Below are 20,984 nucleotides of genomic sequence, written 5' to 3'. Positions count from 1 at the left end.
GTTGCCCGCAGGGCAATTTGTCTGCGGCGCGTTCCGGTGTGCGCCATTTGAATCTTCCAAATTGGCGCACATCCGGACCCCACGGAGTGGGGAGCGCAAAGACCGGAGCGAAGGCGCCTTTGGCGACCTGAGCGGAGCGGGTAATCTTTGAGTTATGTGCCGCTATCATGGGTTTCTATAATGCGGTCGATATACCTCTTGCTTCGAGCCCCGACGAGGAGGGAATCGAATTTCTCCACTTCGGGCAGTTCAATACTCATTGAGAGGCAGTCTTTGACGGAATTTATTAAACCAGCTTTAAATTCGATTAATAGAAGATCGGACCATACATCTCTTGGGCTCGTGGCCTTTAATTCAAATGTGGCATCTGAAGTTGTTCTGGCGATAATTAATATTCCCGTATAGTCGATAAAAGTTCCCAGATTTTTGCATGTAATGCTTCGGTCTTCATTCTCAACAATATACTGTTTATGGTTTTTTCCATGGGTCTGTTTGATTTTACTCCGAAGATAATCGAGATAGGTTGCTGATATGTTCAGATTGGACAGCGTTAGTCGACCATCAAGTATTGCATATTCGGCCAAGTATCCTTTTACATTCGCAGAACTATGAGAGACTGGTGAGAATGGAAATGCAGCTTCCGGTGCAGAGAGCAATGGGACGCTTCTCGACAAATGGTATAGGTGGGATTCGTACTGAATGCTATCGCTAAATTGAATAGTCATAACAATCTCTTTGATAATTGCACATAACTTGTTCTATACGCATTCGTTTAATCTCGTGTTATCCGCATGCATATAATCCGCCCATCCGGTCTGTTACCCGCATGCATATAATCCGCCCATCCCCGTCCGTTTCCCGCATGCATAAAATCCGCCCCTGCCGCCCGTTACCCGCATGCGTATAATCCTGGAAGCCCCCGAACCTCCAACAGCCGGCAAAATTCTTCGTAGAATTCATGCATTCCTCTTCTCCCTGTGGCAGCTCACGGCTCGTTCATCTGATCGAGTGGGCTTATGATTTTATGGATATGCTGCTTCGTTACATGCGTATAGATCTGTGTCGTTTGCAGACTGGAATGACCGAGCAGCTTTTGAATCACGCGTATATCCGTGCCGTTTTCAAGCAGGTGCGTGGCAAAGGCATGTCGTAAACCGTGAATGGAAATGTTTCGGTGAATCTTCGCCTTTTCAAGTGCATTCTTGAATACCTGTTGCGCGCTCCGGATCGACAGATGTCGCCCGTTTTTCTGGCCCGGGAAAATCCAGAAATCTCCTTCAAGCGATGGAAATACCCGCTTCAGATCATCCAGAACGATTCTCGAAAGCAGAACATAGCGGTCCTTTCTTCCTTTTGCCCGGCGAATATGGATCAGATTGCGATCCATCTGTATATCGATGGAACGTAGCGACACGGCTTCACTTACGCGAAGTCCGGCCGAATAGACAAGCATCAAGAGAAGTCGGTGCTTTGGATTCCGGCATTCCTTCAGGATTCGCAGCACCTCTTGCTTTGACATGATTGTGGGGAGGATCCTGTCCTTTTTCAATCCCGGAATATCAGGAAAGGCGGTGCGCAGCGCTCTATTATACAGGAACCGCAGAGCGGCGCGGATCAACAGCACGGTATTGACGCGGCTCGACTTTCCCTTAATCGCAAGGTAATCGTGGATTGCCTCTGCATCGTCCGATCCGGGCGGACGGTTTAGAAAATACAGGAAATCCTGAATCCAGAACATGTAGGCGCGGCGCGAGTTTCTACCCATTGCCTGTAGCGTCATCTCCTGATCCAGTCGAGCAGCGATCTGCCCGGAGAGGTAGTAGGGCGTTGCCCGAAAAAGATGCAGGATCTCCCTCAGCCGCTCCGGGGAACAGGGAATCATCCAGCATCTTTGCTCTGCATCCCACCGGCGTCCGGGGATGGATCGGATTTTTGCGACCGTTTCAGGACCGAAACGACGCGTGTAAATCTTGAGATGGGAGCTTTCGTTGAGGATAGACAGAACCTCGCCATCGGGCGTGCTGATCAGGTATTCAAAATAGGCATTCACGGAAAGACAGGGTCGGTTTTCAGCGGAATGACTGCTTTTTTTCTTCGTTTTTATTGCGGTAGAGGCTGCGATTTTAGGACGTTTTGAGGACCAGGCTCGTACCAAGCGACCTGAATAGACTGGAAAATCTGGTCGCACTGTAGCCATTCAAATCGGATCTACAGTCCAGGCCGGATTCTGTCAAATGTTATTTCTGGATGAACGGAACGTTCCTTGACGCCCGGTTGCCCCTGCCGTGAGCGAGCAGGGACCTTGCTCTACGTTTTGTCTCGGGTCAGCGCATCTGCAAAAGAATCCTGTCGAGTTCTCTGTAGCAGGCTTCCATGCCTTCGTCGGCGCCCGATTCGAACACCATCTTGCGGATCTCGGGCGAGGCAAATCGGTAATGATGCGTCATGAGCGTTTTCTTGCCTGCCTCGGTGAAGACCCGCGACTCGACCGTCGCAGCAGGATCCTCTGGAGCATCGGGATCAAAGGTCGACATATCCATGGCGAAGTTCTCGGTATTGGCCACGATCTCAGGAGCGCGAACTTCGGTGAATGTTCCGTAAACGCCCATCCGACTTCCTTGAGAATCGGCGTAGACATAGAGGTATTTACCGCCGGCGGTCAGGTCTAACTCGCAGGAATCAAGGGACCAGCCTTCCGGACCGATCAGCCACCGTCGCATCAGGTCGGGCTTCGTAAAACAATCAAAGACAAGCGGTCGCGGAGCGTTAAAATAGCGGGTGATCACCGCTTCGGTTTCGCCTCGGAGTTCGATCTTTACTTCTTTTTCGTCGGTTCTCATGGTGTCTCCTTGTAGTTGCGGCGGCGACCGTTCTTCGGTCACGGTACGCCGGGGGCTTCAACGGCCGTATCGATATTATGCAGATTTGCTTATATAACTAAATGGTTATGTGTGGCGGCCGTCAATCATTTTCAATGGGTTCTGCAGAGGGACGGTAGATTTTTCCCGATTGTTTCGGGGGCGAGGTTCAGCGAATCTCTCTCAAAAAAGCACCTGTATTCTGAGAAATCCCCAGGCGACATGCCACAGCAGATAGTAGCCAACTCGGAAGGAGTAGGCAACGAGAAATCCGAACCGGTTCAACAGAATGACCAGAACGAGGTTGATGGCCAGCACGTGAAATCCGACCCAGATATCACGCAGGGAGAGGTCGGCGTTCTCGGGAGCTGCAATGACCACCTGAAAGGCCGGCTCGATCATAGCGGCCAGCAGTAAAGCAGGCCAGATCCATCGGCCGTCGCCCGACATCCTACCCAACAGAAGGAGCAGGACGACAAGCGGCACAAGATGGAAGACCGTCTCGGCCAGGAATGCCATAGCGGGATAATAAAACAGAGAAACAGGAAAGGCAACGTTCATCTCTTCTGGAAAGGGAGTGATAACGTCGACGGCGATAGCCATCGCGGCGAACAGAACGGCTAATCCGACCAGTACGCCGATCAACCGGGCCGGTACCGGTCTTATCACCACAAGCCATCCTCTCTTGAGAAAGAACCCGTAACAGAAAAAAGCAAGGAACGATGCGGCCAGGAATGCCAGAAGTGGATGCAGCGACCCGAGAAATCGTTCGAAGGACTCAGGATCGATAAGAAGCACGATGGTCGAGCAGAATAGTGCGAAGGCCGATATGGCCGCCAGCGTTATACGGTCGTTGCAGAGCTGGCCTCTGTTCATATCCACACAGAGCCCTCACGCAGGCGCCTAATTTGAGTACGGGCCGTTCAATCGGAATCGTATCTGCATGCGACGGTGCACGATCAACGACACGAAAAGAATGATAAATCCGTAACCCGTGAGCGACTGCAGAGCAACAAGCGCCTTTGCCAGATTCCCCTGCGGGATGATATCGCCGATACCGACGGTGGTCTGTGTAACGACGCTGAAATAGAGCGCATGCAAAAACGTCGTCGACCCGCGCCCGCTCTGGCTGAAGATAAGGGCCTCTTCGCCGGTCACAGCCGGTAGAAGGGCATTATAGGCGATCGCAAAAAGAACGATTAAAGTGAAGTAGACAATCACCGCCCTGATAAGAGAGCCATAGCCTGGAAGGAGTCGGTGAACACGAGTCTCCTGCTTCACGTCGGGCAGCATCCGATCAGGCTTCGGTCAGGCAGCAGACCTGCAAGTAAAAAAGCAATGGCCCCTCCGCTCTCGTCCTCACCCGACGATGGCGTCCTCCTACGCCAGGTCGGGCCGCTCAGCCATCCGTGGCACGCTTTCGGACGAGAGCGGAGGGGCTGGAGTTCGGGCAAATGGAATACCGGTGCTGCGAGTGGACTTTTCGTCTAACCAGTCTGTCAAACGTGCACACACCCGAACCCCGCCGTTGCGCACTCCTGCTTCGCTGCACAGGGGGAGCGAGCGGGCTGGAAGGGGAGTAACTGGGATATCAGTGAGGCGAGGGATCGTCCCATCGTCGGGGGCGACGACGCTGATGGGCGATCGAGATAACGAGGATTTCGTCGCTCAGGACAGAATAGAACAGGTTATATGGAAAACTCTCCGTTGATGCGCAGCGGATCCGCTGACTGACAGCTGCATATAGTTCTTTCCTGGCACCTGCAAGCAATCGAACAGGCTTCATTTCTTATAGCGAGCGAGCACTTCGTCGATAGAGTATGCATCCTGCCGGCCCGCCAGGAATTCATCAAGTCGCCTTTCACTTTCGGCAGTCCATGCGGCGAGTACGTCTGGGTGTGTTTCTTTCGTCCGGGCAAGATCAGCCGACAGGATCTCCTGTTCTTCAGGAGTCAGCTCTTTTATCGCGTTTCTTACTTCGTCCAGTGTCAGTTTGCCCATGGCTATCCCTCTTCATAAACTTGTATCTTCTCTCTCATCCGTCCAGTCCTTTTCGGCCCGCTCGCACCCTCTGTGGCCCGCTGCGCCACACCTTCGCCCACCGAGTCTGTCGAAAAACCTGAATCAATTCTGAATTCCCCTGGAAATTACCGGCCGGGTAGATTATCGGGGAGCATGGCACGCTACAAACAGCCTGACTCTGATCAGAGCCAGATCGTTATCTTGAATTTCTCGGAGTTGTTTCCGGAGGATCATCCCATCTCCCGCCTGCTTGAGACGGTCCGGCGGCTAGATCTCAGCCGCTTTGATGCGAGTTACAGGAATGATTCGAAGCAGGGAGGTCGCCCGGCCATGCCGCCCGACCGAGTTCTGGCTATCATCATCTATTCATTGTTGTATGGAAACCTTTCCATGCGAGCCCTTGAGCGAGATCTCGGACAGCGTGCAGATTTGATGTATCTGTCCGGTGGGATGGAGATGGATCATTCAACCCTCGGAAAGTTCCGGCTGAGGCATGCGGCAGCAATTCAGGAATTGTTCACGCAGACAGTGTTCCTCGGTATCGAATCGGGATTCATCGATCTGGATACCGTCAGCATTGACAGCACAAAGATCAAGGCCAGTGCAAACAGACGGGATATAGGCACTCGCGAGGAACTTGAAAGGCGTTACGAGCATCTTGAATCTGTCTGTAAGAAACGCTACGATGAATGGGAGGCATCACAGAACGATGCAGAACAGGAATTACTGGCAAAGAAAATCCAACAACTGGAGGTCCAGAAAGAGAAGCTGTCTCTGGGGCTGGAGTTCTTGAAATCCAGACCTGACCGAAAGCGAGTTCATCTTACAGATCCAGATGCAGACTGGCACAAAGACGGATCCAACAGCTTCATCGTGGGTTATTCGGCCCAGAATGCAGTGGATTTCCAGAGTGGCATGATTGTTTATCAGGAAATTGTTACGGGACAGAGCGACAGTACATTCACCAGTTCGCTTGTGAACAGAGTTGAGGGCGTAAAGGCGGAGTTCCTTCCCAAAAAACAGACGAAATCAAATACGTTCTCGATTGTGGATATGCGAGCGAGAATATTCTCAAAGAGCTTACAGGGCATGACCTCTATATGCCAGACCGGGAACTGGCACACAAGAAGACCGGCGGTAAGATCAAGCCGGAGGAAAGAAATGAGGCTGCCGCTGAACCGCCTCTGATTGAGAGCAGCCATGCCTTGTTGCAATTCCACTACGACCGAGACAACGATTGCTTTCAGTGTCCGGCCGGCGAAATCCTCACCTTCCAGCGCGAGAGAAATCTACAGGGAGTCCTCTACCGGCACTATCGACGTTATGGCTGTTCCCGGTGCTCTATGAAAGAGCAATGTATTGGCCCGGAAGGCAAGCGCAAAGAGCTCTGGATTCAGACCAAACATATTCCCGATTTACAAGTCCGTAGTTTACCTCCCCATCATGGAAGCAAAAAAAAGAAAACGGGGATGCGGTCTATTTCCAATCCCCTTACCCTTCTCATGAGAGAGAAGCTGGCAACTCCAGATGGGAAGAAAACCTATGCTCGCCGATTTCCATCTGTCGAGGGCGTCTTTGGTGTGATGAAAAGTGCTCGTAATGGCTGGCAGTTCTTGCGGCGAACAAGAGAAAGGGTTCAAGTTGAATGGTCTGAGCGGTGCATTGCCCATAACCTTGCCCGAATGATCGGGTTTGTCCGGGTAAATCCGATTGCGGCTGACAATATCTGAGCAAGAGCCCGGTCGGGCGACCGGGAGCTCACGCGCTTAACGAGATAGGTTTTTCGACAGACTCCACCCGAACCCCGCCTGGTGCTCAAATAGACAAAAAAACCACCTGCGTGATGCAGGTGGTTTTTCGGGAATGGGAGTGATGCGCCCTTATTTGGGGGGAGTAATCGTCTTGAGAAGCTTCAGATCGGATCGATTGAAGACCTGAATGGTCGTCGGTCGTCCGTCTTTATCCTGACCCGTTACGTAGATCTTGTCTTTGAAGAATGTGATCTCGGAATGTGGGCTCATGCCTTCTGAAGAGCGGGCATCGAGCGTCAGGTCAGGATTGAAGCGAGAGAGGAAATACTGTCCGTTGAAGCTTTCGACGGCGTAGATCTTTCCGTCACGCAGGATCATCGGAGTATTCCAGAACACCGATTCGTTGCTCTGCTTTTTGAACTCGAGGTTTTCGGGGTCGAGCAGCACGAGGAAGTGGTCGCTCTGCTCATGGCTGTCGCCTGCATAACCGGCGACCATCACACCCTGATCGGGAACGGCGACGAAGTCACGGCTGCAGATCTTGGTGAACGGGCTTCTGAAGAGCGTATCGTCTTTGTTTGTGTCTACGTACCACAGTTCGTTCGAGTAATGGCCTTTCTCAATAGACTGAACTCGCATGAAGAGAATCTTTTCGAGCACGACGTTCTCACTCAGCTCTTCTTTCTTCTCGATCTCTTTTTGCAGCTCTTCTTTCTCTTTCTGCAGATTCGCTATCGTTTCGTCTTTCTTTACTTCTTCTTTCTTCTGTTCTTCAGTCTTTGTGGTGTCGGTGGTTGAAGTGGATTGATCCTTCTTCTCTTCCTGACGCGAGGGAGTATCGGTTTTCTGTTCCTGAACCTCTTTCTTCTCCTGCGTTACGGTCTGCTCTTGCTTCTTGACCTCTTCCTGTTGCTTCTTGACTTCTTCTTGCTTCTTCGCGAGATCTTGCTGCTTCTGCTCTTCTTTCTTGATCTCTACGGCGTTTTTGACCGGATCTTTACGCAGTTCTTCGAGCTTCTTGCCTGTGTCGACGAGATCCTTTTTGAATTCCTGTTCTTCCTTTTCGAGATCTTTCTTCTGCTGGTCGATCTGCTCTTGCTTTATATCAAGCTCGCTTTTCTTCTGATCGAGTTTCGTCTGATCGTCTTTCGTACGCTCGGCGTCGACCTTATCAAGGGCGTCTTTCTCGTCTTTTTTTACGTCTTTGTTGTCTTCGGTTTCTTTCTTGATCTCTTCGCGATCGATGTCGGCCTTATCGGGGCGCACCACGTTCTTGCGCAGCGGAATCAGAATCATCGTCTTGCCGGGCCAGTTCTTATACGAACGATCGATACCGGCCTTCTTCGCATCAAGCTTTGCGATGACGGCATCTGAGAAGCTCTTCTCGATCAGCTCGGGACGCGAGCGGATCTCGGCATTGTAGTAGATGATGAAAAGAGACATCGTTTCGGCCTGCTCGGGCTTGAACTCGAAGGCTCGTTCGAGATAGCCGGCGATGACGCGCTGGATTGCCAGGATATGACCGAAATCGGTTTTTGGACCGAGCACGATGACGTCGGCGCCGTACTTCTCTTTGTTTGCGTCGAAGACGCGAAAGATCTGAATATCGGCGACGGGGGCGGTGCGGTCGTTAATGGCGTTCTCGGCGATGCGGATGCCAAGGTTGCGTTCATACTGACGGGCGGCCGGTGTGGCCCGACGATTGGTGCGGTTTTCAAAGCGCACGGTCGGAGCGGTAAGCGCCTCTTCGGCGATGCTGGGCTTCTCCTGCGAGAAAACGGGGCCGGTGATGCCGGCAAACAGCATGACTGCCATCAACGAGGCTATGATTCTCAGACGGGACATTCGATTCTCCTTTCGATCTCTTTTAATAGAAGAATTGCGTGATCGGTCAATTCAATTTCACAGAGATGACGCTGTCTCTATTATCGTTTCTTTACAGGCTGAAATTCAAGGGGATTTCTGGTTTTTCGGGGTGAGCGGATGATTCAGCTCCCTGAAAAGGTATTTACCGATCTCCGGTTCATAAAAAACAGGAACCGGGTGTCTCTTTCTCCCGTTGTCGATCGTTTTGCCTCCCGCCATCTGGCCCCGCTGCTTGCGCGACCGGCCGAGATTACTACGCTTTTTGGTATCCTGCCCGGCTCCCGCAGCCTGGCCCTTGCCTCTCTATTAAAGCTTTCTCAGGCGTCGGGCCGTTCTGTGGTCTACGTGACGACGGGAACGCCCGAGGCCGATACGCTGGCCTCAGAGGCGTCGCTTTTTATTGATCCGGCGCGGATCGTCGTGCTGCCCGAGATGGACGGCATCCCCTATGAATGGTCGCGGCACGATATGGTGCTGTCAGGCCGACGTATTAGAGCGCTGGATCGTCTTCTGTCGTCTGATCCGATTCTGCTCATCGTTCCGGCCGGGGCGTTTTTGCGCAGGCTGCCCGATCCGCAGCTCTGGCAGAGCCGAACCGTTATTCTGAAAAAAGGGCAGACCATCGAGCCGCGCCTTCTTATGGAGCAGCTTGTCGCCATAGGCTATCATCGCTCTGAACGAGTGGAAGGGCCTGGCGAGTTCTGTCTGAAAGGCTCGCTGCTCGACGTTTACGCCGTGCAATCCGATCGGCCGGTGCGCGTCGACTTTTTCGATATCGAGGTGGAGTCGCTGCGCGAGTTTGATCCAGAATCACAGCGCAGTCTGAAGCCCGTCGATAGTGTGAAGATCCTGCCGGCCTCTGAGGCCATCGCCGATGAGAAAGGCCTTGCTAAACTGAAACAGGCGATTGCAAAGGCGAAGTTCGCCGATGATCTGCGTCGTCCGGACTGGCTGAACGATGAGCATGGCGGGATAAAGGCGGCGAACGGTCGCGACCAGGCGGGGCTTGAAGAGCTGCTTCCGCTGATCAGCCCGTACAGATCGGTGATCGATCTCTTTTCCGTTGCGCCGGTGTTAACCTTCGATTCGGATGGCGCCGCCCTGGACAGGGCTCTTCGCGTGGAGCGCGAATACGACACGTTATACGAACGGGAAAGCGAGGTTCGCATAACCGTTTCGCCCGATGATCTTCTGTTTCGGGACGCGGCCATCCTGCTCGATCGGGATAACGACGCGGCCAGCGAAGAGGATATACAGCGCATCGTCTTTCACAGTCATCATACGGATCTTGATACGGGCGAGGTGGCGGCGTCCGACATTCCCATTCGCGAGCCGTCGACCTTTTCGGGCCGCATGACGGAGTTTCGCAAACGCGCCCTTGAGATCCTTGAAGGCGGCGGCTCCGTTATCATCACGTCTCCATATACGGCGCAGATCCAGCGCATCTCGGGGATTCTGAAATCCGAATCGGTGCCGCATGAGGCCGTTGAATGGAGCGGACCGGATACAAAGGTCGCTTCTTCGGGCGGCTCTTCGCGCATCGTGCTTGTGCAGTCTCTTCGCGAAACCGGATTCGAGCTTCCCGAAGAGCGGTTGTATCTCTGGACCGATTCTGATATCTTCGGGCGCTCTTATAAGAAGCGGATGCGCTTCAAGAAGACGGGATCGGCGCCCATCGACTCGTATCTCGATCTGCGCGAAGGCGACGTCATCGTTCATATCAATCACGGCGTCGGTCGTTTTGTGAAGCTCGAACGCATGAAGGCGGCCGGTCGTGAAAGAGACTTTCTCGTGCTCGAATACGCCGAGCAGGATCGCCTTTTTGTGCCACTCGACCAGATCTCGATGGTGCAGAAGTATGTGGCACCCGAGTCGAATCCGCAGCTCGATCATCTGGGCCGCGCCTCGTTCAAGAAGATCCGCGAGAAGGTCGAGAAGAACATCGAGGCCTTCGCCGAAGAGCTCATACAGATCTATGCGGCTCGCGCGAAGAAGCAGGGTTATGCCTTTCCCGCCGATACGGTATGGCAGGAAGAGTTCGAGGCGGAGTTTCCTTTTGATGAGACGCCCGACCAGCTGATGGCCATTCAGGCGGCGAAAGAGGATATGGAGGCGCCGCGGCCGATGGACCGCCTGATCTGCGGCGACGTGGGCTACGGCAAGACCGAGGTGGCCATCCGCACCGTTTTCAAGGCCGTGATGGGCGGTAAGCAGGCCGTCGTGATCTGCCCGACGACGATCCTGGCCCTGCAGCATTTCAAGAACTTCAGGGAGCGGTTCGCGAATTTTCCCGTGCGTGTCGACTGGGTTTCGCGGTTTCGCACGCCCGGCGAGATACGTCGCATCAAAGAGTCTCTCGCTTCGGGCGAGGTCGACGTCGTCATCGGAACGCACGCGCTGCTTGCAAAGGACGTGAAGATCCGCAATCTGGGGCTTCTTGTCATCGACGAAGAGCAGCGCTTCGGCGTCGTGCATAAAGAGGCCTTGAAGAAGCTGAAAACGCAGGTCGACGTGCTCACGCTCTCGGCCACTCCCATTCCGCGAACGCTGCATCTTTCGTTAACCGGCATCCGCGATCTTTCGGTGATTCAGACGCCTCCGCGCGATCGCAAGCCCGTGCAGACCTTCGTGCTCGAGGATTCCGACGCAGCGCTCATCGAAGCGGTGCATCGTGAACTGGAGCGAGGCGGTCAGATCTTTTATCTGCATAATCGCATCCAGAGTCTCGACATGGTCGGTGCGCGACTGCGCATGCTGCTGCCCGAGCTGCGTTTCACGACGCTGCACGGCCAGATGCATGAAGACGATATCGAACAGATCCTGCTCGATTTCACCGAGCGCAAGTTCGATCTTCTGTTAACGACGGCCATCATCGAGAACGGAATCGACATCCCCAACGTAAACACCCTCATCGTCGACCGCGCCGATCAGTTTGGCCTCTCGCAGCTCTATCAGATTCGCGGACGGGTGGGGCGATCGAGCCGCCAGGCCTATGCTTATTTCTTTCACCAGGGCAGCAAGGTACTGACCGAGCAGGCGATGAAACGCCTGAACACGCTGCTTGAATATCAGGAGCTCGGTTCAGGCTTCAAGGTGGCCATGCGCGATCTCGAGATCCGCGGTGCGGGCAACGTTCTCGGTAAAGAACAGTCGGGCGATATTATACAGGTCGGCTATGAGCTGTATATCAAGCTTCTGGATAACGCCGTCAAACGGCTGAAGGGCGAAGAGCTTGAGATCGAGGTTCGCTGCACGGTGAACCTGAATACGGACTTCTTTCTCTCAGAGGAATACATCGAGGATACGCGGCAGCGCATCGAGTTTTACAAGCGTTTCGAGGCCGCTCGCACCGAAGAAGAGGTCGCCGCTCTTGCCGACGAGATGAAGGATCGGTTCGGGCCGCCCGATAAGGCCGGCGAGGTCTTTGTGCTTGTGGAGCGCATCCGTACGCTTGGCTCGCTCTGCGGATTCGAGAATATCTACGAAGAGGGCGAGCTGATCCACTTCAAGGCCGGGGAGAGCTTCCGCGTGCCCATTCAGCATATGATTGAGATTCTCAAGAAGAACCTGGGCTTCTTTGTGCGGGACGGGAAGAACAATGTGCTGTATTTTAAGGCTCTGCAGGCATCGCAGAAGGGTGCCTCGAAGCAGCCTGTATCTCATGACGCCATTCTGCAGTCGCTGCTGGTCGCCATGCGGGCCCTGACGGCTCCGCTACAGGAGCAGCTGGCAGCAAAGGCCGGTTAGCGGCCTGAGTCCTCTGCCTCAAGGGCACCGAAAAATCCCATCGGCAAAATAGCTTGACCGTTCCCGCTAAATAGAAAGAAACCGTTCTGAGCACCCGGAATCCGCAGCAGCGGTTCCAATACCATTTCAGGAGAACTGCATGTTCGTATTCAAGCGACTTTCGATCCTGCTTTTCGCCGTCGTTGCAGGCCTGGTCGCCTGTAAAGATCGCGGTAAGGTTATTGAGACGATCGGAAAAGACACCATCACGACCGACAAATTCGAGAGCTATTATTCCACCTATATCGAAAAGGCATCCCGTCTTGCCAATGCCGATAAAGAAACCCTTTACAAGCTGATGTGTAACCCCGATCAGATTCCGCCTGATCCGGCCATTCGTGAGCTGATCGGAGGGCTTATTCCCGAGAATAACTACGAGAAGTTCCGCGACATGAAAATCATCGAGCAGGCGGCGCTCAGTGAAAGCTTTCAGGATCGTCCGGTCATCAAGGAAATCCTCGAACAGGTTTACATGGAAACCCTCGTGAATCTCTACGTTCAGGAGAAGATCCAGGAGAGGATCAAGATCTCTGAAACCGAAAAAGAGCAGAAGTGCAACGACCTGCGTAAAGAACGTCCCGATCAGATGGCAGGACTGACTCTCGATCAGTGCCTGAAGGTTGCCGAGCGCTTCCTCAAGATGGAGATCGTGCAGCGTGAGTATCCGAAGATCATCGAAGGCATCAAGGAATCCGTTCAGATCAAGAAGAACAACGATTTCGATCGTGATAACTTCCTGAAAAACGATATGAAGCTTTATAACGACATCCGCAAGACCGGCGGATGTGTAGACGAGCCTTCTGCGAACCAGACGCCCGTTGCGCCCGCACCGGGCAAGTAACCTGAGCGATGGCTGAAAGAAAAGCCAGATGAAGCAAAGGCAGGCTGCATAGCCTGCCTTTTTTGTTGTCGAACGGCGTAATATCAATTCATATCATCGATTTTCAGGTCATGCGGAGCCGGTTGCCCCTTGCCCGTTTCGACGAGGCTTCGAAGGCTGAGCAGAAATACGGCCCATTTCATACTGCAATGAGCCGTGAATTCGCTTTCTGCCTTCCAGTCCTTATGACGAAAATAGACGAGTGTCATGGGCTCTCCTGCCGGAGACTTCGCCTCGCTGAGCTCGAAATCGATCAGAGAGCCGACCCAATCTTCGGGGCCTGAGGTGCACTGCCATACGACCGAACGGCTTTCCTGTTTCACGACCTTCATATCGAAGGCGGCGATTCCAAAATCGAAGCGGATCGATTCTCCCGGACTGGATGTTCCGTCTGCAAAAGGCCCCGACACCTGCGTCGTCCACCATCCGGATAAGCCTTTCTGCGTGGTTAACGCATTTCTGACCGACGTTTCATCGGCCTTTATTCCTATTTTGTGGTATATCCCATTCATTGTTGTTTCCCCTTTTTATATTGATAGATGTTCAAGAAATATTCCTTATCATCTGGAGCAGGCTTCGTTATTCATCCCCATGAAAGGCGCCCAGTCCTGAAAGGATACTCGTCCATCCGCCTCTGTGCGCTTCGATGACGGATTCTGCGAGTTTCTCATGCGTCAGCGTAATCAGGGTTTGTGCCGCTCCCGATGCGTCTCTTTCGAGAGCCTCAAATAGCACGGTCACAAGCGTGGACTCTCCGGCCGTCATATGTGATCGCCATGTGAAGACGAGCTTCTCGGGCTCGTCGATAACGAGATATTCCCCCTCATGAGGCAGTGATTGTCCGTCGAGCTGCATAACGATAGAGAACCTGCCTCCGGGGCGAGCATCCAGCGAAACGGACTCGATGCTCACTCCGTCTCCCGAGATAAACCATCTTGCGAAATCGCGCTCCGTTATCCATGCCCTGAAAAGCCTTTCACGCGAGGCCCTTATCTTTTTCTCAACGATCAATGTGGCGCTATTCATGATCTGCTCCGTTTTGCATAATGTAGGCCTCCAGTTGATTGAGTTTGTCGGTCCAGAATTTCTGATGATATTCGAGCCAGGCCGTCGCTTCATTCAGGGTTTGATTCGCAAGCTGAAGGCGCGTCTTGCGTCCGTCTTCGGAATCGCGAACCTTGTGCACGAGACCGGCCTCTTCGAGCACATGGACGTGTTTGGCGACTCCGGCAAAGGAGATGGAGTATTGCCCGGCCAGCTCAGAGATCGTCAATGGACGCTTGCGCAGCTGTACGAGCATCTGCCGACGTGAGCTGTCGGCGAGAGCAGCAAAGACTCGGTCAAGCTTCTGTTCCTTCTTTTTAGCGGATGTCATTTATTCAACCTTCTGGTTTAGTAAATGTAAAGATTGATAATCGTCAATTGTAAAACCAACTGGTTTAATAAAATTTTTCTGTCACCCAGCGTTCCGGACGGCGCTGGAACGCTATGCCGACACGCCTACCGTTCGCATACCGTCCCGATAGGCGCGGCTGTGCTGTGTAGTCGCCTTGACATGACTGTTTCTTCGGGATTTCCTATCCTGATTCATGCCTCGAACAGGTCTCACAGCGGAGGAAATCAAGGGCAGGGCGGTTGACGTGACCGCCTTTCTGATACGCGATGTCGGATTCGAGAAGCGCCTCTCTGACGTCGCCCGTCGGCTGGTCATCGCGATTCTTATTACGGTGCCCGCAGCTCTTACAGCCGGGCCCGACGGCTCCTTTGAGCGTATCGACGATCTCATGCGGCGCGGACAATGCGCCTCGGCCCTCTCACAGATCACAGGCCTTGATCCGGAGCTCAAAGATCCGGCGATGGTGAGGCGTTTGCTGGATCTCTCTTTGAATTGCAGCGTGAAATTGCCCGAAGCAGGCGATCGGTTCGGCTTCGTCGACCGCAAAGAAGGGGAGGCGGCAAGCGCGCATCTCCCACAAGGCGTTGTCTCGTTCGCCTGGCCCGTGCATGCGACGCTTGAGCGGCATGAAGCTTCGATTGCATCGGATGCCGTCTTCACTGGTCTTGCAGCCGACTATTATTCTCTTGTCTGCGCTTCGAAAGAATCGTGGCCCGATCTGAATCGCAGCATGGCATGTGCGAAGGCCGATCGTCTGTATACGCGTCTCCTGAGGGAAGAGGCGAAGCCGCAGAGCTGCGTGCGTTACCTGAGCTTTTTGAAATCAGCGTCGCCCGAGTATTCCAGACGTGAAGAGCCACAGCTGCGGCAATGCCTGAAAGAGTGGCCTGCCGATGCCGATCTACTGCTTTACGATGCCCTGTATCAGTATCGCCTGCGCCATCCGAAAGAGGCGATTTCTCAGGCCATGCGTTCGGCCGAGAAGAATAAAGACCGCAAGCGAGCAGCGCAGGCCCTGAGTTTCGCTGCAAGCGTTGCCTTTGAAACCGAAGACTACGCACGCTCGGCCGAGCTGTATAGGAAGGCGGTTACATACGACGCGACGAATCCGCGGTATCTTGAAGGGCAGATCACGGCTCTTCTGTTCGCTGATAACACGGCCCGGGCTGCAAAGGAATTGCAGGAGGCCATGAAGCGGCATCGTGAGATTCCACCTGTCGCAATCGATTTGATCCGTCGGGCCTATGCCGATCTGGACAGGCATGACGCCTTTGTTTCGGCGGTCACTCCGTTAGCCGAGGACGCGAAGCTTGACTTACTGAAGCGGGTTTTGTTGTATCGCTCCATCAGTCTCGCACAGATCGAACTGGGAAAAAGAGTCGAAGCCCGGCTTGCACTTGAAAAAGGGATTCATCTTACGGAAAAACTGAACGACGATCGCCGCGAGAGTTTGCTTGTTGAACTGCGCCGTATTATGAGAACGATCGAATCGAAATAGCCGTACGCCCGATCACGAGGCCTTTATCGCAGGCGTAGGCGCAGGAGCTGGAATGCAGAGAAGCAATACGATTACGACGCGTTTTCTACGCGAAGCCGGTATCAACGAGGGAATGAAGATACTCGAGATCGGTTGCGGGAACGGTGAGGTAACATCCGTGCTTGCCTCTCTGGTCGGCCCGTCAGGGACGGTGCTTGCCGTCGATCGCTCCGAGGCTCCGCTTGTTGCGGCGCGAAATAGACTCGATGCTGCCGGATTGACAGCGGTAAGCTTCTTGCAGCGCGACGTGAATGAGTTAACCGAGTCTTCTGACCTGTCTGGACTGGCGGAATATGAGTTTGACGCCCTTGTCGGGCGACGTGTTTTGATGTATCTGCCCGATCCTGCAGCTGTGCTACGCCGCCTGAAGCCGCTGCTGCGGCCGCAGGGCCTTGTAGTCTTTGAGGAAAGTGATACGACGATGGTGCCCGGAAGCAAGGAATCTCTACCGCTTCACGACCGGTGTATGGAGTGGCTGCGCGAGACCCTTCGAAACGAAGGTGCAAACATTCACATGGGATTCGATCTGCCGTCTGTTTATCTTGCCGCCGGTTATTCCGTTGAGGGTGTATCGGCCGAGGCCATCGTACAGGGTCAGGGCACGCAGTTTCTGCTGGCCGATCTTGTTCGCATGATGGTGCCCCGTATCGTGAAAGCAGAGGTTGCGACGGAGGCCGAGATCGATATCGACAATCTCACAGAACGTATGGTTCAGGAGCTGCGGCCTGGCGTCGTCTATATCAGCGACATGACCTTCTGTGTAAAGGGAAGATCAAAGCCGGTGTCAGGAACCATAAGAGAGTCCCCTCTATAGGATAATTTTGAGATAATCGCCGTCAGGATTCGCTTTTTCGAATCTGCGCGGATTGACAGAGACTGTGCTCTGTGCAGCCTGTTCGCTTATGACCCCTGCGGAGCTACAGGCCTTTCATAAAGAAACCGAAACGATCGTAAGGCAGATCTTGCGCATCCAGACTGCTCCTGAAACCCAGGATCTATTTGCCCTTGAACAGTTTCGCCACAGCCGCCGCGAGGCCTTTGAGAAGGCCGATGCAAAGTTCGACTGGTACGCCTTCCTGCCCACATACCGAATGATCGACCGCGCAATGGATGAGCTCTTCCTGCGCCGCATCGATCGCTTGAGGCACAATGCAGGGGATGTGCCGGAATTGTATGAGTTCTTTCTCGCTCCGTTTAAAGGACTGATGGATAAATACGGTTATGCTCCGCGGTGGGATATGATCGCAAGGCTTTCGCCTTTCAGCCATGACATGGCAGAGTACGTATTCGCTGAATATCGCAAACAGCTGAAACTTGATGTCGATGAACCCATCGATGTTACCGTATTCCGGGGCATGCACTATCTTGCCGCTACGGAGGCATATCAGGAGCGTGCCCGATCCGAACTGCTTTCGGGCTTTGATCTCGCTCTCGAAGGCTATGACGGAGAAGGACTTGTGAACGACATGGTATTTGTGCAGCTCGGTCATTCGTTGATCGAGCTGAGCGATCCGTCGGCGGCCGGGGTCCTCTACCGGGCCTTTATCTTTGCCGGCGACGACGAACGCAACTACGAGATGAACGTCGCAGCCTCGCATCTTGCGCAATCGATAACGGCCTTTGCTTATGACGGCCCGCTGGATTCCATCCGACAGTATATCGACAACTACAGCGAGAATTATACGGACGATGAGTTTGTGCTGCGTGCGCGTTATGCGCTCTGGTACCTGACAGGCGATCGGAACGGTCCGCTTGCCTATCTGCAAGACGGCGAACATAAACGGAATCTGAGCTTTGTCGTCTCGGCCCTCGTCGATCTGAACGTGAAAGAGGGTAAGCGGAGCATTAACCGCCTCTGCGGTGGCATCATAGATTTGCCGAAATTTCCTCCATCAGGAGGAATTAATGAAGGCGAAGATCGACTGGCAGAAGCATATCAAGGACTGGCAAGCGTCCGGACTCAGCAAGGCAGAGTATTGCCGGCAAAATCGGGTGAATAGGTATTCTTTTTACGAGAAATCACGGAGTCAAGGAAAGAGCAGATCTCTGATAGAACTCCCTTTTCCGATGCCGCAGCTCAGTATTGAAAAGCCTCCTTTGCTTGAAGTTCACTTTCAGGTGCCGTTCTCGATCAGACTGCGGCTCAATCTGATCTTTGGAAGAAGGTTGTGATTCCGACTCTATCGCAAAGTGTCCGCATCTTTCTGAGGCCTGGAGCTACGGATATGCGAAAATCCATAAATGGTTTAGGCGGCATCGTGCAGAATGACCTGAGACTGAACCCCTACGAGCAGAGTCTTTTTGTTTTTGGAAACCGCAGGAAGGATCTGGTGAAGATACTGTACTGGGATCGAAACGGATTCTGCCTGTGGCAGAAGCGTCTGGAGCGAGATCGATTTCCGTGGCCTCAGGATGAACAGGCGGTTATGGAAATCACTTCGGATCAGTTAAACTGGCTTCTCAACGGGATCGACTTCAGGCGAGCACATTCAACGCTTCATTACACAAAATTCGGATAAATGCTTGATCTGTATCTCTGTCTGTAATATCGGATTGTTATGTCTTTCGATTCTGGAAGCCTTCCTGATGATATCGAAGAACTGAAGCGCATTATTGCTAACCAGAATAACCTTCTGGAAGAGAGGAATGCGGCGCTTCGCGACTATAGTATTGAGGTGAAGATCCTCAAAGAGAAAGTTACGCTTCTTCAATCGCGCCTCTTCTCAAAGAAATCAGAAAAGCTGGGACCGATCGAACAACGACAGGCTCTTTTGTTCAACGAAATAGAAACGCTTCACGACAGTCATCCGGAATTAGCGCTCGATGAGGAGCCGGTCATTGTAACCTCGCCTCAGCGCAACAAGAAACGGAAGAAAAGAATCCCGGACGATCTGGAACGCAGAGAAGAAATCATCGATATCCCTGAAACGGAAAAGCTCTGTAGCTGTGGGTCAGAAAAAGCAAGGATCGGCGAAGAGGTCTGCGAGAAAATCGAGTATATACCGGCCGAAGTCTTTGTCAGAAAAATTATCCGCCCCAAATATGCCTGTCGGCAATGCTATGGAGCAGATGATGAAGGCCAACCTGTAGCAATCGCCCCCGTAAAACCTTCTCTGCTCGGCAAGTCTATTCTGTCAGAAGGGATCTTCGGGCACATGATCGTGTCGAAGTTTGCCGACAGCCTTCCTTTCTACAGGCAGGAGGTGATTTTCAGAAGAGCCGGTATTGAAATCAGTCGTAAAACGATGGCAATGACGGCCATTCGCGTAGCGCAAGCTCTGTTGCCGCTACAGTCTCTGCTTTACAGACAGATCAATGAAGCATCCGTGATAGGAATCGATGAGACGGTGTTTCAGGTGTTGAAGGAACCCAACAAAAGAGCGGATCAGCTTTCTTATCTGTGGCATATTCTTGCTCATACTCGCGAAGGCCCGGTTCCTCTTTTCTTTTATCGTTCCAATCGCAGCTCTGCGTTTCTTACGGAAATCTTATCCGATTATAAAGGAGCGATCATTACAGATGGCTACAGCGGTTATGGCGTTCTTCAATCCCGGAGCGAAATCGTTCATGCAGGTTGCAATGCTCATGCACGTAGAAAATTTATCGAGGCGGGCAAGGTCGTAAAAGGTAATGCCGACATCGATACGGTTCTGGAATTGTACAGGCAAGTCTATAAAATTGAATCGGACTGGCGTGAAAGTCATCCGGATCTCAAGGAGCTGGCGCGACTCAGAGACAAGGAAACAAGGCCGCTCATGGTTGAGTTGAAAAATATTATCAGTAAACAGGATGCATCATATAACCCATCCGGTCGTTACGGGAACGCCGTAAAGTATACCCTGAATATATGGCCGCAGCTAACGGCTTTCCTTGATAATCCAGAGATCCCTATCGATAACAACCAGGTAGAAAATGGCATTCGACCATTTGTGGTAGGCAGGAAAAATTGGCTGTTCGCCGTTACCACAAGTGGTGCCCATGCCAGCGCTCTTTTCTATACGTTGATCGAAGGAGCAAAAGCCGCCGGACTGAATCCATCCCTCTATATGCATTACTTGCTCAAGAACGCTCCCGTCGCCGTAACTGAATCCGACTGGGCGGCGCTTTTGCCATTGAAATTGAAAGACAGGGATTTCCTGTTGGCTGAGTAGAGGCGGTTATTGCTCCGCTTACCCACTTTCTCCATTGGAAAGTATCTGTGATGGAGTCCACGGACTCGCGGAACGGAGATCAGCGGTCGATCGGGAGGCATTTCTGCCCTGAGTCGCCCGTGCGGTGAATCTCTTCCGAGCGAAGAATGTGTGCGATCTTCATTATAATAGCGTATGTATTCTCTGACGAGACTTCTCAGATGGTTTTCCGAGAGAGGGATAACATGGTCGGTTAGTTCTCGACGAATCGTTCCAACATGGGCATGTGCGAACTTGGCAAGAGCTTCGTTCTGTAGATCGGAGTATTTTGACCGGTACCGGAAAAAGTGGACACCCCAGAAGGGTAACTTAATACTATGAGGTTACCATGAGGAAACGTAAACACTCGCCAGAATTCCGGGAACGGGCTGTAAAACAGACCCTTACCGGCGACGAGTCGATCAAGGACATCGCAGCCGGTCTCGGAATCAGCTACTGGACCCTTCAGGATTGGCGTCGGGAGTATCTGGAATCCCAGAAGAATGAACCGGAAACTCGCAAGAAGAGTAGTGCCGAGGAAGAATTGAAGCGCCTCCGAGCGGAGGTTGCAAGCCTCCGAATGGACAATACGATCCTAAAAAAGTATGCAGCCATGCTTTCCCGGGACGACTGAAGAAGTTTGCCTTCATGAAGGCGTGGAGAAAGGACTTTTCAGTGAATCGCATGGCAGCCCTGTTAGGCGTCTCTAAATCCGTTTT

Annotated in this window: 21 protein-coding genes and 1 pseudogene; 11 read left to right on the top strand and 11 right to left on the bottom strand. The window is 52.9% G+C overall.

The window, feature by feature from the left end; translation table 11 throughout:
- Positions 1-152 precede the first annotated feature (152 nt).
- The 6 genes from LEPIL_RS00120 to LEPIL_RS00095 all read right to left on the bottom strand — a co-directional run bounded on the left by LEPIL_RS00120 (position 153) and on the right by LEPIL_RS00095 (position 4,859).
- Positions 153-725, bottom strand: a complete 573-nt coding sequence (locus LEPIL_RS00120) for a hypothetical protein (protein WP_002768730.1) — start codon at positions 723-725, stop codon at positions 153-155.
- Positions 726-985: 260 nt separating this feature from the next.
- Positions 986-2,050 carry a tyrosine-type recombinase/integrase gene (locus LEPIL_RS00115; protein ID WP_169314783.1) on the bottom strand — a complete coding sequence of 355 codons (1,065 nt, stop codon included), beginning with the start codon at positions 2,048-2,050 and terminating at the stop codon, positions 986-988.
- Between the two features lie 274 nt (positions 2,051-2,324).
- Positions 2,325-2,840 carry an SRPBCC family protein gene (locus tag LEPIL_RS00110; protein WP_002768727.1) on the bottom strand — a complete coding sequence of 172 codons (516 nt, stop codon included), beginning with the start codon at positions 2,838-2,840 and terminating at the stop codon, positions 2,325-2,327.
- A gap of 201 nt (positions 2,841-3,041) precedes the next feature.
- Positions 3,042-3,740 carry a hypothetical protein gene (locus LEPIL_RS00105; RefSeq protein WP_002768726.1) on the bottom strand — a complete coding sequence of 233 codons (699 nt, stop codon included), beginning with the start codon at positions 3,738-3,740 and terminating at the stop codon, positions 3,042-3,044.
- 21 nt (positions 3,741-3,761) lie between these two features.
- Complete coding sequence (locus LEPIL_RS00100) at positions 3,762-4,151, bottom strand: potassium channel family protein (RefSeq protein WP_040917984.1); 390 nt, start codon at positions 4,149-4,151, stop codon at positions 3,762-3,764.
- Positions 4,152-4,640: 489 nt separating this feature from the next.
- Positions 4,641-4,859: an addiction module protein gene (locus LEPIL_RS00095; RefSeq protein ID WP_002768722.1), complete on the bottom strand. Its 219-nt coding sequence runs from the start codon at positions 4,857-4,859 to the stop codon at positions 4,641-4,643.
- A 174-nt stretch (positions 4,860-5,033) separates the two neighbouring features.
- Here LEPIL_RS00095 and LEPIL_RS24085 point away from each other — a divergent pair.
- Both LEPIL_RS24085 and LEPIL_RS23845 read left to right on the top strand, forming a co-directional pair.
- Positions 5,034-5,306 (top strand): annotated as a pseudogene (locus tag LEPIL_RS24085) (transposase); the annotation flags it as partial.
- Positions 5,307-5,908: 602 nt separating this feature from the next.
- A complete protein-coding gene (locus tag LEPIL_RS23845; RefSeq protein ID WP_343287599.1) occupies positions 5,909-6,610 on the top strand; it encodes a transposase in 702 nt (233 codons plus the stop codon).
- A 150-nt stretch (positions 6,611-6,760) separates the two neighbouring features.
- Here the strand turns inward: LEPIL_RS23845 and LEPIL_RS00085 are convergent, their stop codons facing one another.
- On the bottom strand, positions 6,761-8,476 hold the full coding sequence (locus tag LEPIL_RS00085; RefSeq protein ID WP_002768720.1) for a P83/100 family protein: 1,716 nt from the start codon (positions 8,474-8,476) through the stop codon (positions 6,761-6,763).
- A gap of 198 nt (positions 8,477-8,674) precedes the next feature.
- Between LEPIL_RS00085 and mfd the strand changes: the two genes are divergently transcribed.
- Positions 8,675-12,244 carry a transcription-repair coupling factor gene (mfd, locus tag LEPIL_RS00080; RefSeq protein WP_157135000.1) on the top strand — a complete coding sequence of 1,190 codons (3,570 nt, stop codon included), beginning with the start codon at positions 8,675-8,677 and terminating at the stop codon, positions 12,242-12,244.
- A 139-nt stretch (positions 12,245-12,383) separates the two neighbouring features.
- Entirely contained in the window at positions 12,384-13,124 is a 741-nt protein-coding gene (locus LEPIL_RS00075) for a hypothetical protein (RefSeq protein ID WP_002768716.1), read from the top strand.
- Between the two features lie 83 nt (positions 13,125-13,207).
- On the opposite strand, the gene LEPIL_RS00070 is transcribed toward LEPIL_RS00075, so the two are convergent.
- The 3 genes from LEPIL_RS00070 to LEPIL_RS00060 all read right to left on the bottom strand — a co-directional run bounded on the left by LEPIL_RS00070 (position 13,208) and on the right by LEPIL_RS00060 (position 14,538).
- On the bottom strand, positions 13,208-13,675 hold the full coding sequence (locus tag LEPIL_RS00070; protein ID WP_002768714.1) for an SRPBCC family protein: 468 nt from the start codon (positions 13,673-13,675) through the stop codon (positions 13,208-13,210).
- A gap of 67 nt (positions 13,676-13,742) precedes the next feature.
- On the bottom strand, positions 13,743-14,189 hold the full coding sequence (locus LEPIL_RS00065; RefSeq protein WP_002768712.1) for an SRPBCC family protein: 447 nt from the start codon (positions 14,187-14,189) through the stop codon (positions 13,743-13,745).
- Positions 14,182-14,538, bottom strand: coding sequence for an ArsR/SmtB family transcription factor (locus LEPIL_RS00060; RefSeq protein WP_002768710.1), 357 nt, complete (start codon positions 14,536-14,538; stop codon positions 14,182-14,184). The genes LEPIL_RS00065 and LEPIL_RS00060 overlap by 8 nt, the downstream gene beginning before the upstream one ends.
- A gap of 214 nt (positions 14,539-14,752) precedes the next feature.
- Between LEPIL_RS00060 and LEPIL_RS00055 the strand changes: the two genes are divergently transcribed.
- The 6 genes from LEPIL_RS00055 (at position 14,753) to tnpC (ending at position 20,247) form a co-directional block, all read left to right on the top strand.
- The gene (locus LEPIL_RS00055; RefSeq protein WP_002768709.1) at positions 14,753-16,057 is read left to right on the top strand and encodes a tetratricopeptide repeat protein; all 1,305 of its coding nucleotides are present in this window, start codon (positions 14,753-14,755) and stop codon (positions 16,055-16,057) included.
- Between the two features lie 52 nt (positions 16,058-16,109).
- Complete coding sequence (locus LEPIL_RS00050; protein ID WP_002768707.1) at positions 16,110-16,910, top strand: methyltransferase domain-containing protein; 801 nt, start codon at positions 16,110-16,112, stop codon at positions 16,908-16,910.
- 88 nt (positions 16,911-16,998) lie between these two features.
- Positions 16,999-18,096: a hypothetical protein gene (locus tag LEPIL_RS21370; RefSeq protein ID WP_002768705.1), complete on the top strand. Its 1,098-nt coding sequence runs from the start codon at positions 16,999-17,001 to the stop codon at positions 18,094-18,096.
- The gene (tnpA, locus tag LEPIL_RS24140; RefSeq protein WP_425528183.1) at positions 18,002-18,268 is read left to right on the top strand and encodes an IS66 family insertion sequence element accessory protein TnpA; all 267 of its coding nucleotides are present in this window, start codon (positions 18,002-18,004) and stop codon (positions 18,266-18,268) included. Before LEPIL_RS21370 ends, tnpA begins: the two co-directional genes overlap by 95 nt.
- A complete protein-coding gene (tnpB, locus tag LEPIL_RS00040) occupies positions 18,265-18,615 on the top strand; it encodes an IS66 family insertion sequence element accessory protein TnpB (protein WP_002768703.1) in 351 nt (116 codons plus the stop codon). The genes tnpA and tnpB overlap by 4 nt, the downstream gene beginning before the upstream one ends.
- A 39-nt stretch (positions 18,616-18,654) precedes the next feature.
- On the top strand, positions 18,655-20,247 hold the full coding sequence (tnpC, locus tag LEPIL_RS00035) for an IS66 family transposase (RefSeq protein WP_002768700.1): 1,593 nt from the start codon (positions 18,655-18,657) through the stop codon (positions 20,245-20,247).
- Here tnpC and LEPIL_RS24135 read toward each other — a convergent pair.
- Positions 20,148-20,495 carry an integrase core domain-containing protein gene (locus LEPIL_RS24135; RefSeq protein ID WP_425528184.1) on the bottom strand — a complete coding sequence of 116 codons (348 nt, stop codon included), beginning with the start codon at positions 20,493-20,495 and terminating at the stop codon, positions 20,148-20,150. The two genes, tnpC and LEPIL_RS24135, sit on opposite strands and share 100 nt — an antisense overlap.
- A 119-nt stretch (positions 20,496-20,614) precedes the next feature.
- Between LEPIL_RS24135 and LEPIL_RS00030 the strand changes: the two genes are divergently transcribed.
- Positions 20,615-20,899, top strand: a complete 285-nt coding sequence (locus LEPIL_RS00030; RefSeq protein ID WP_002768699.1) for a transposase — start codon at positions 20,615-20,617, stop codon at positions 20,897-20,899.
- Positions 20,900-20,984: the final 85 nt, after the last annotated feature.

Origin of the sequence: Leptonema illini DSM 21528 (genome assembly GCF_000243335.1) — a bacterium.
Classification (GTDB): Bacteria; Spirochaetota; Leptospiria; order Leptospirales; family Leptonemataceae; genus Leptonema; species Leptonema illini.
Note: the sequence above shows the minus strand (reverse complement) of the source record. Positions and strands in the feature narration are given on the sequence as shown.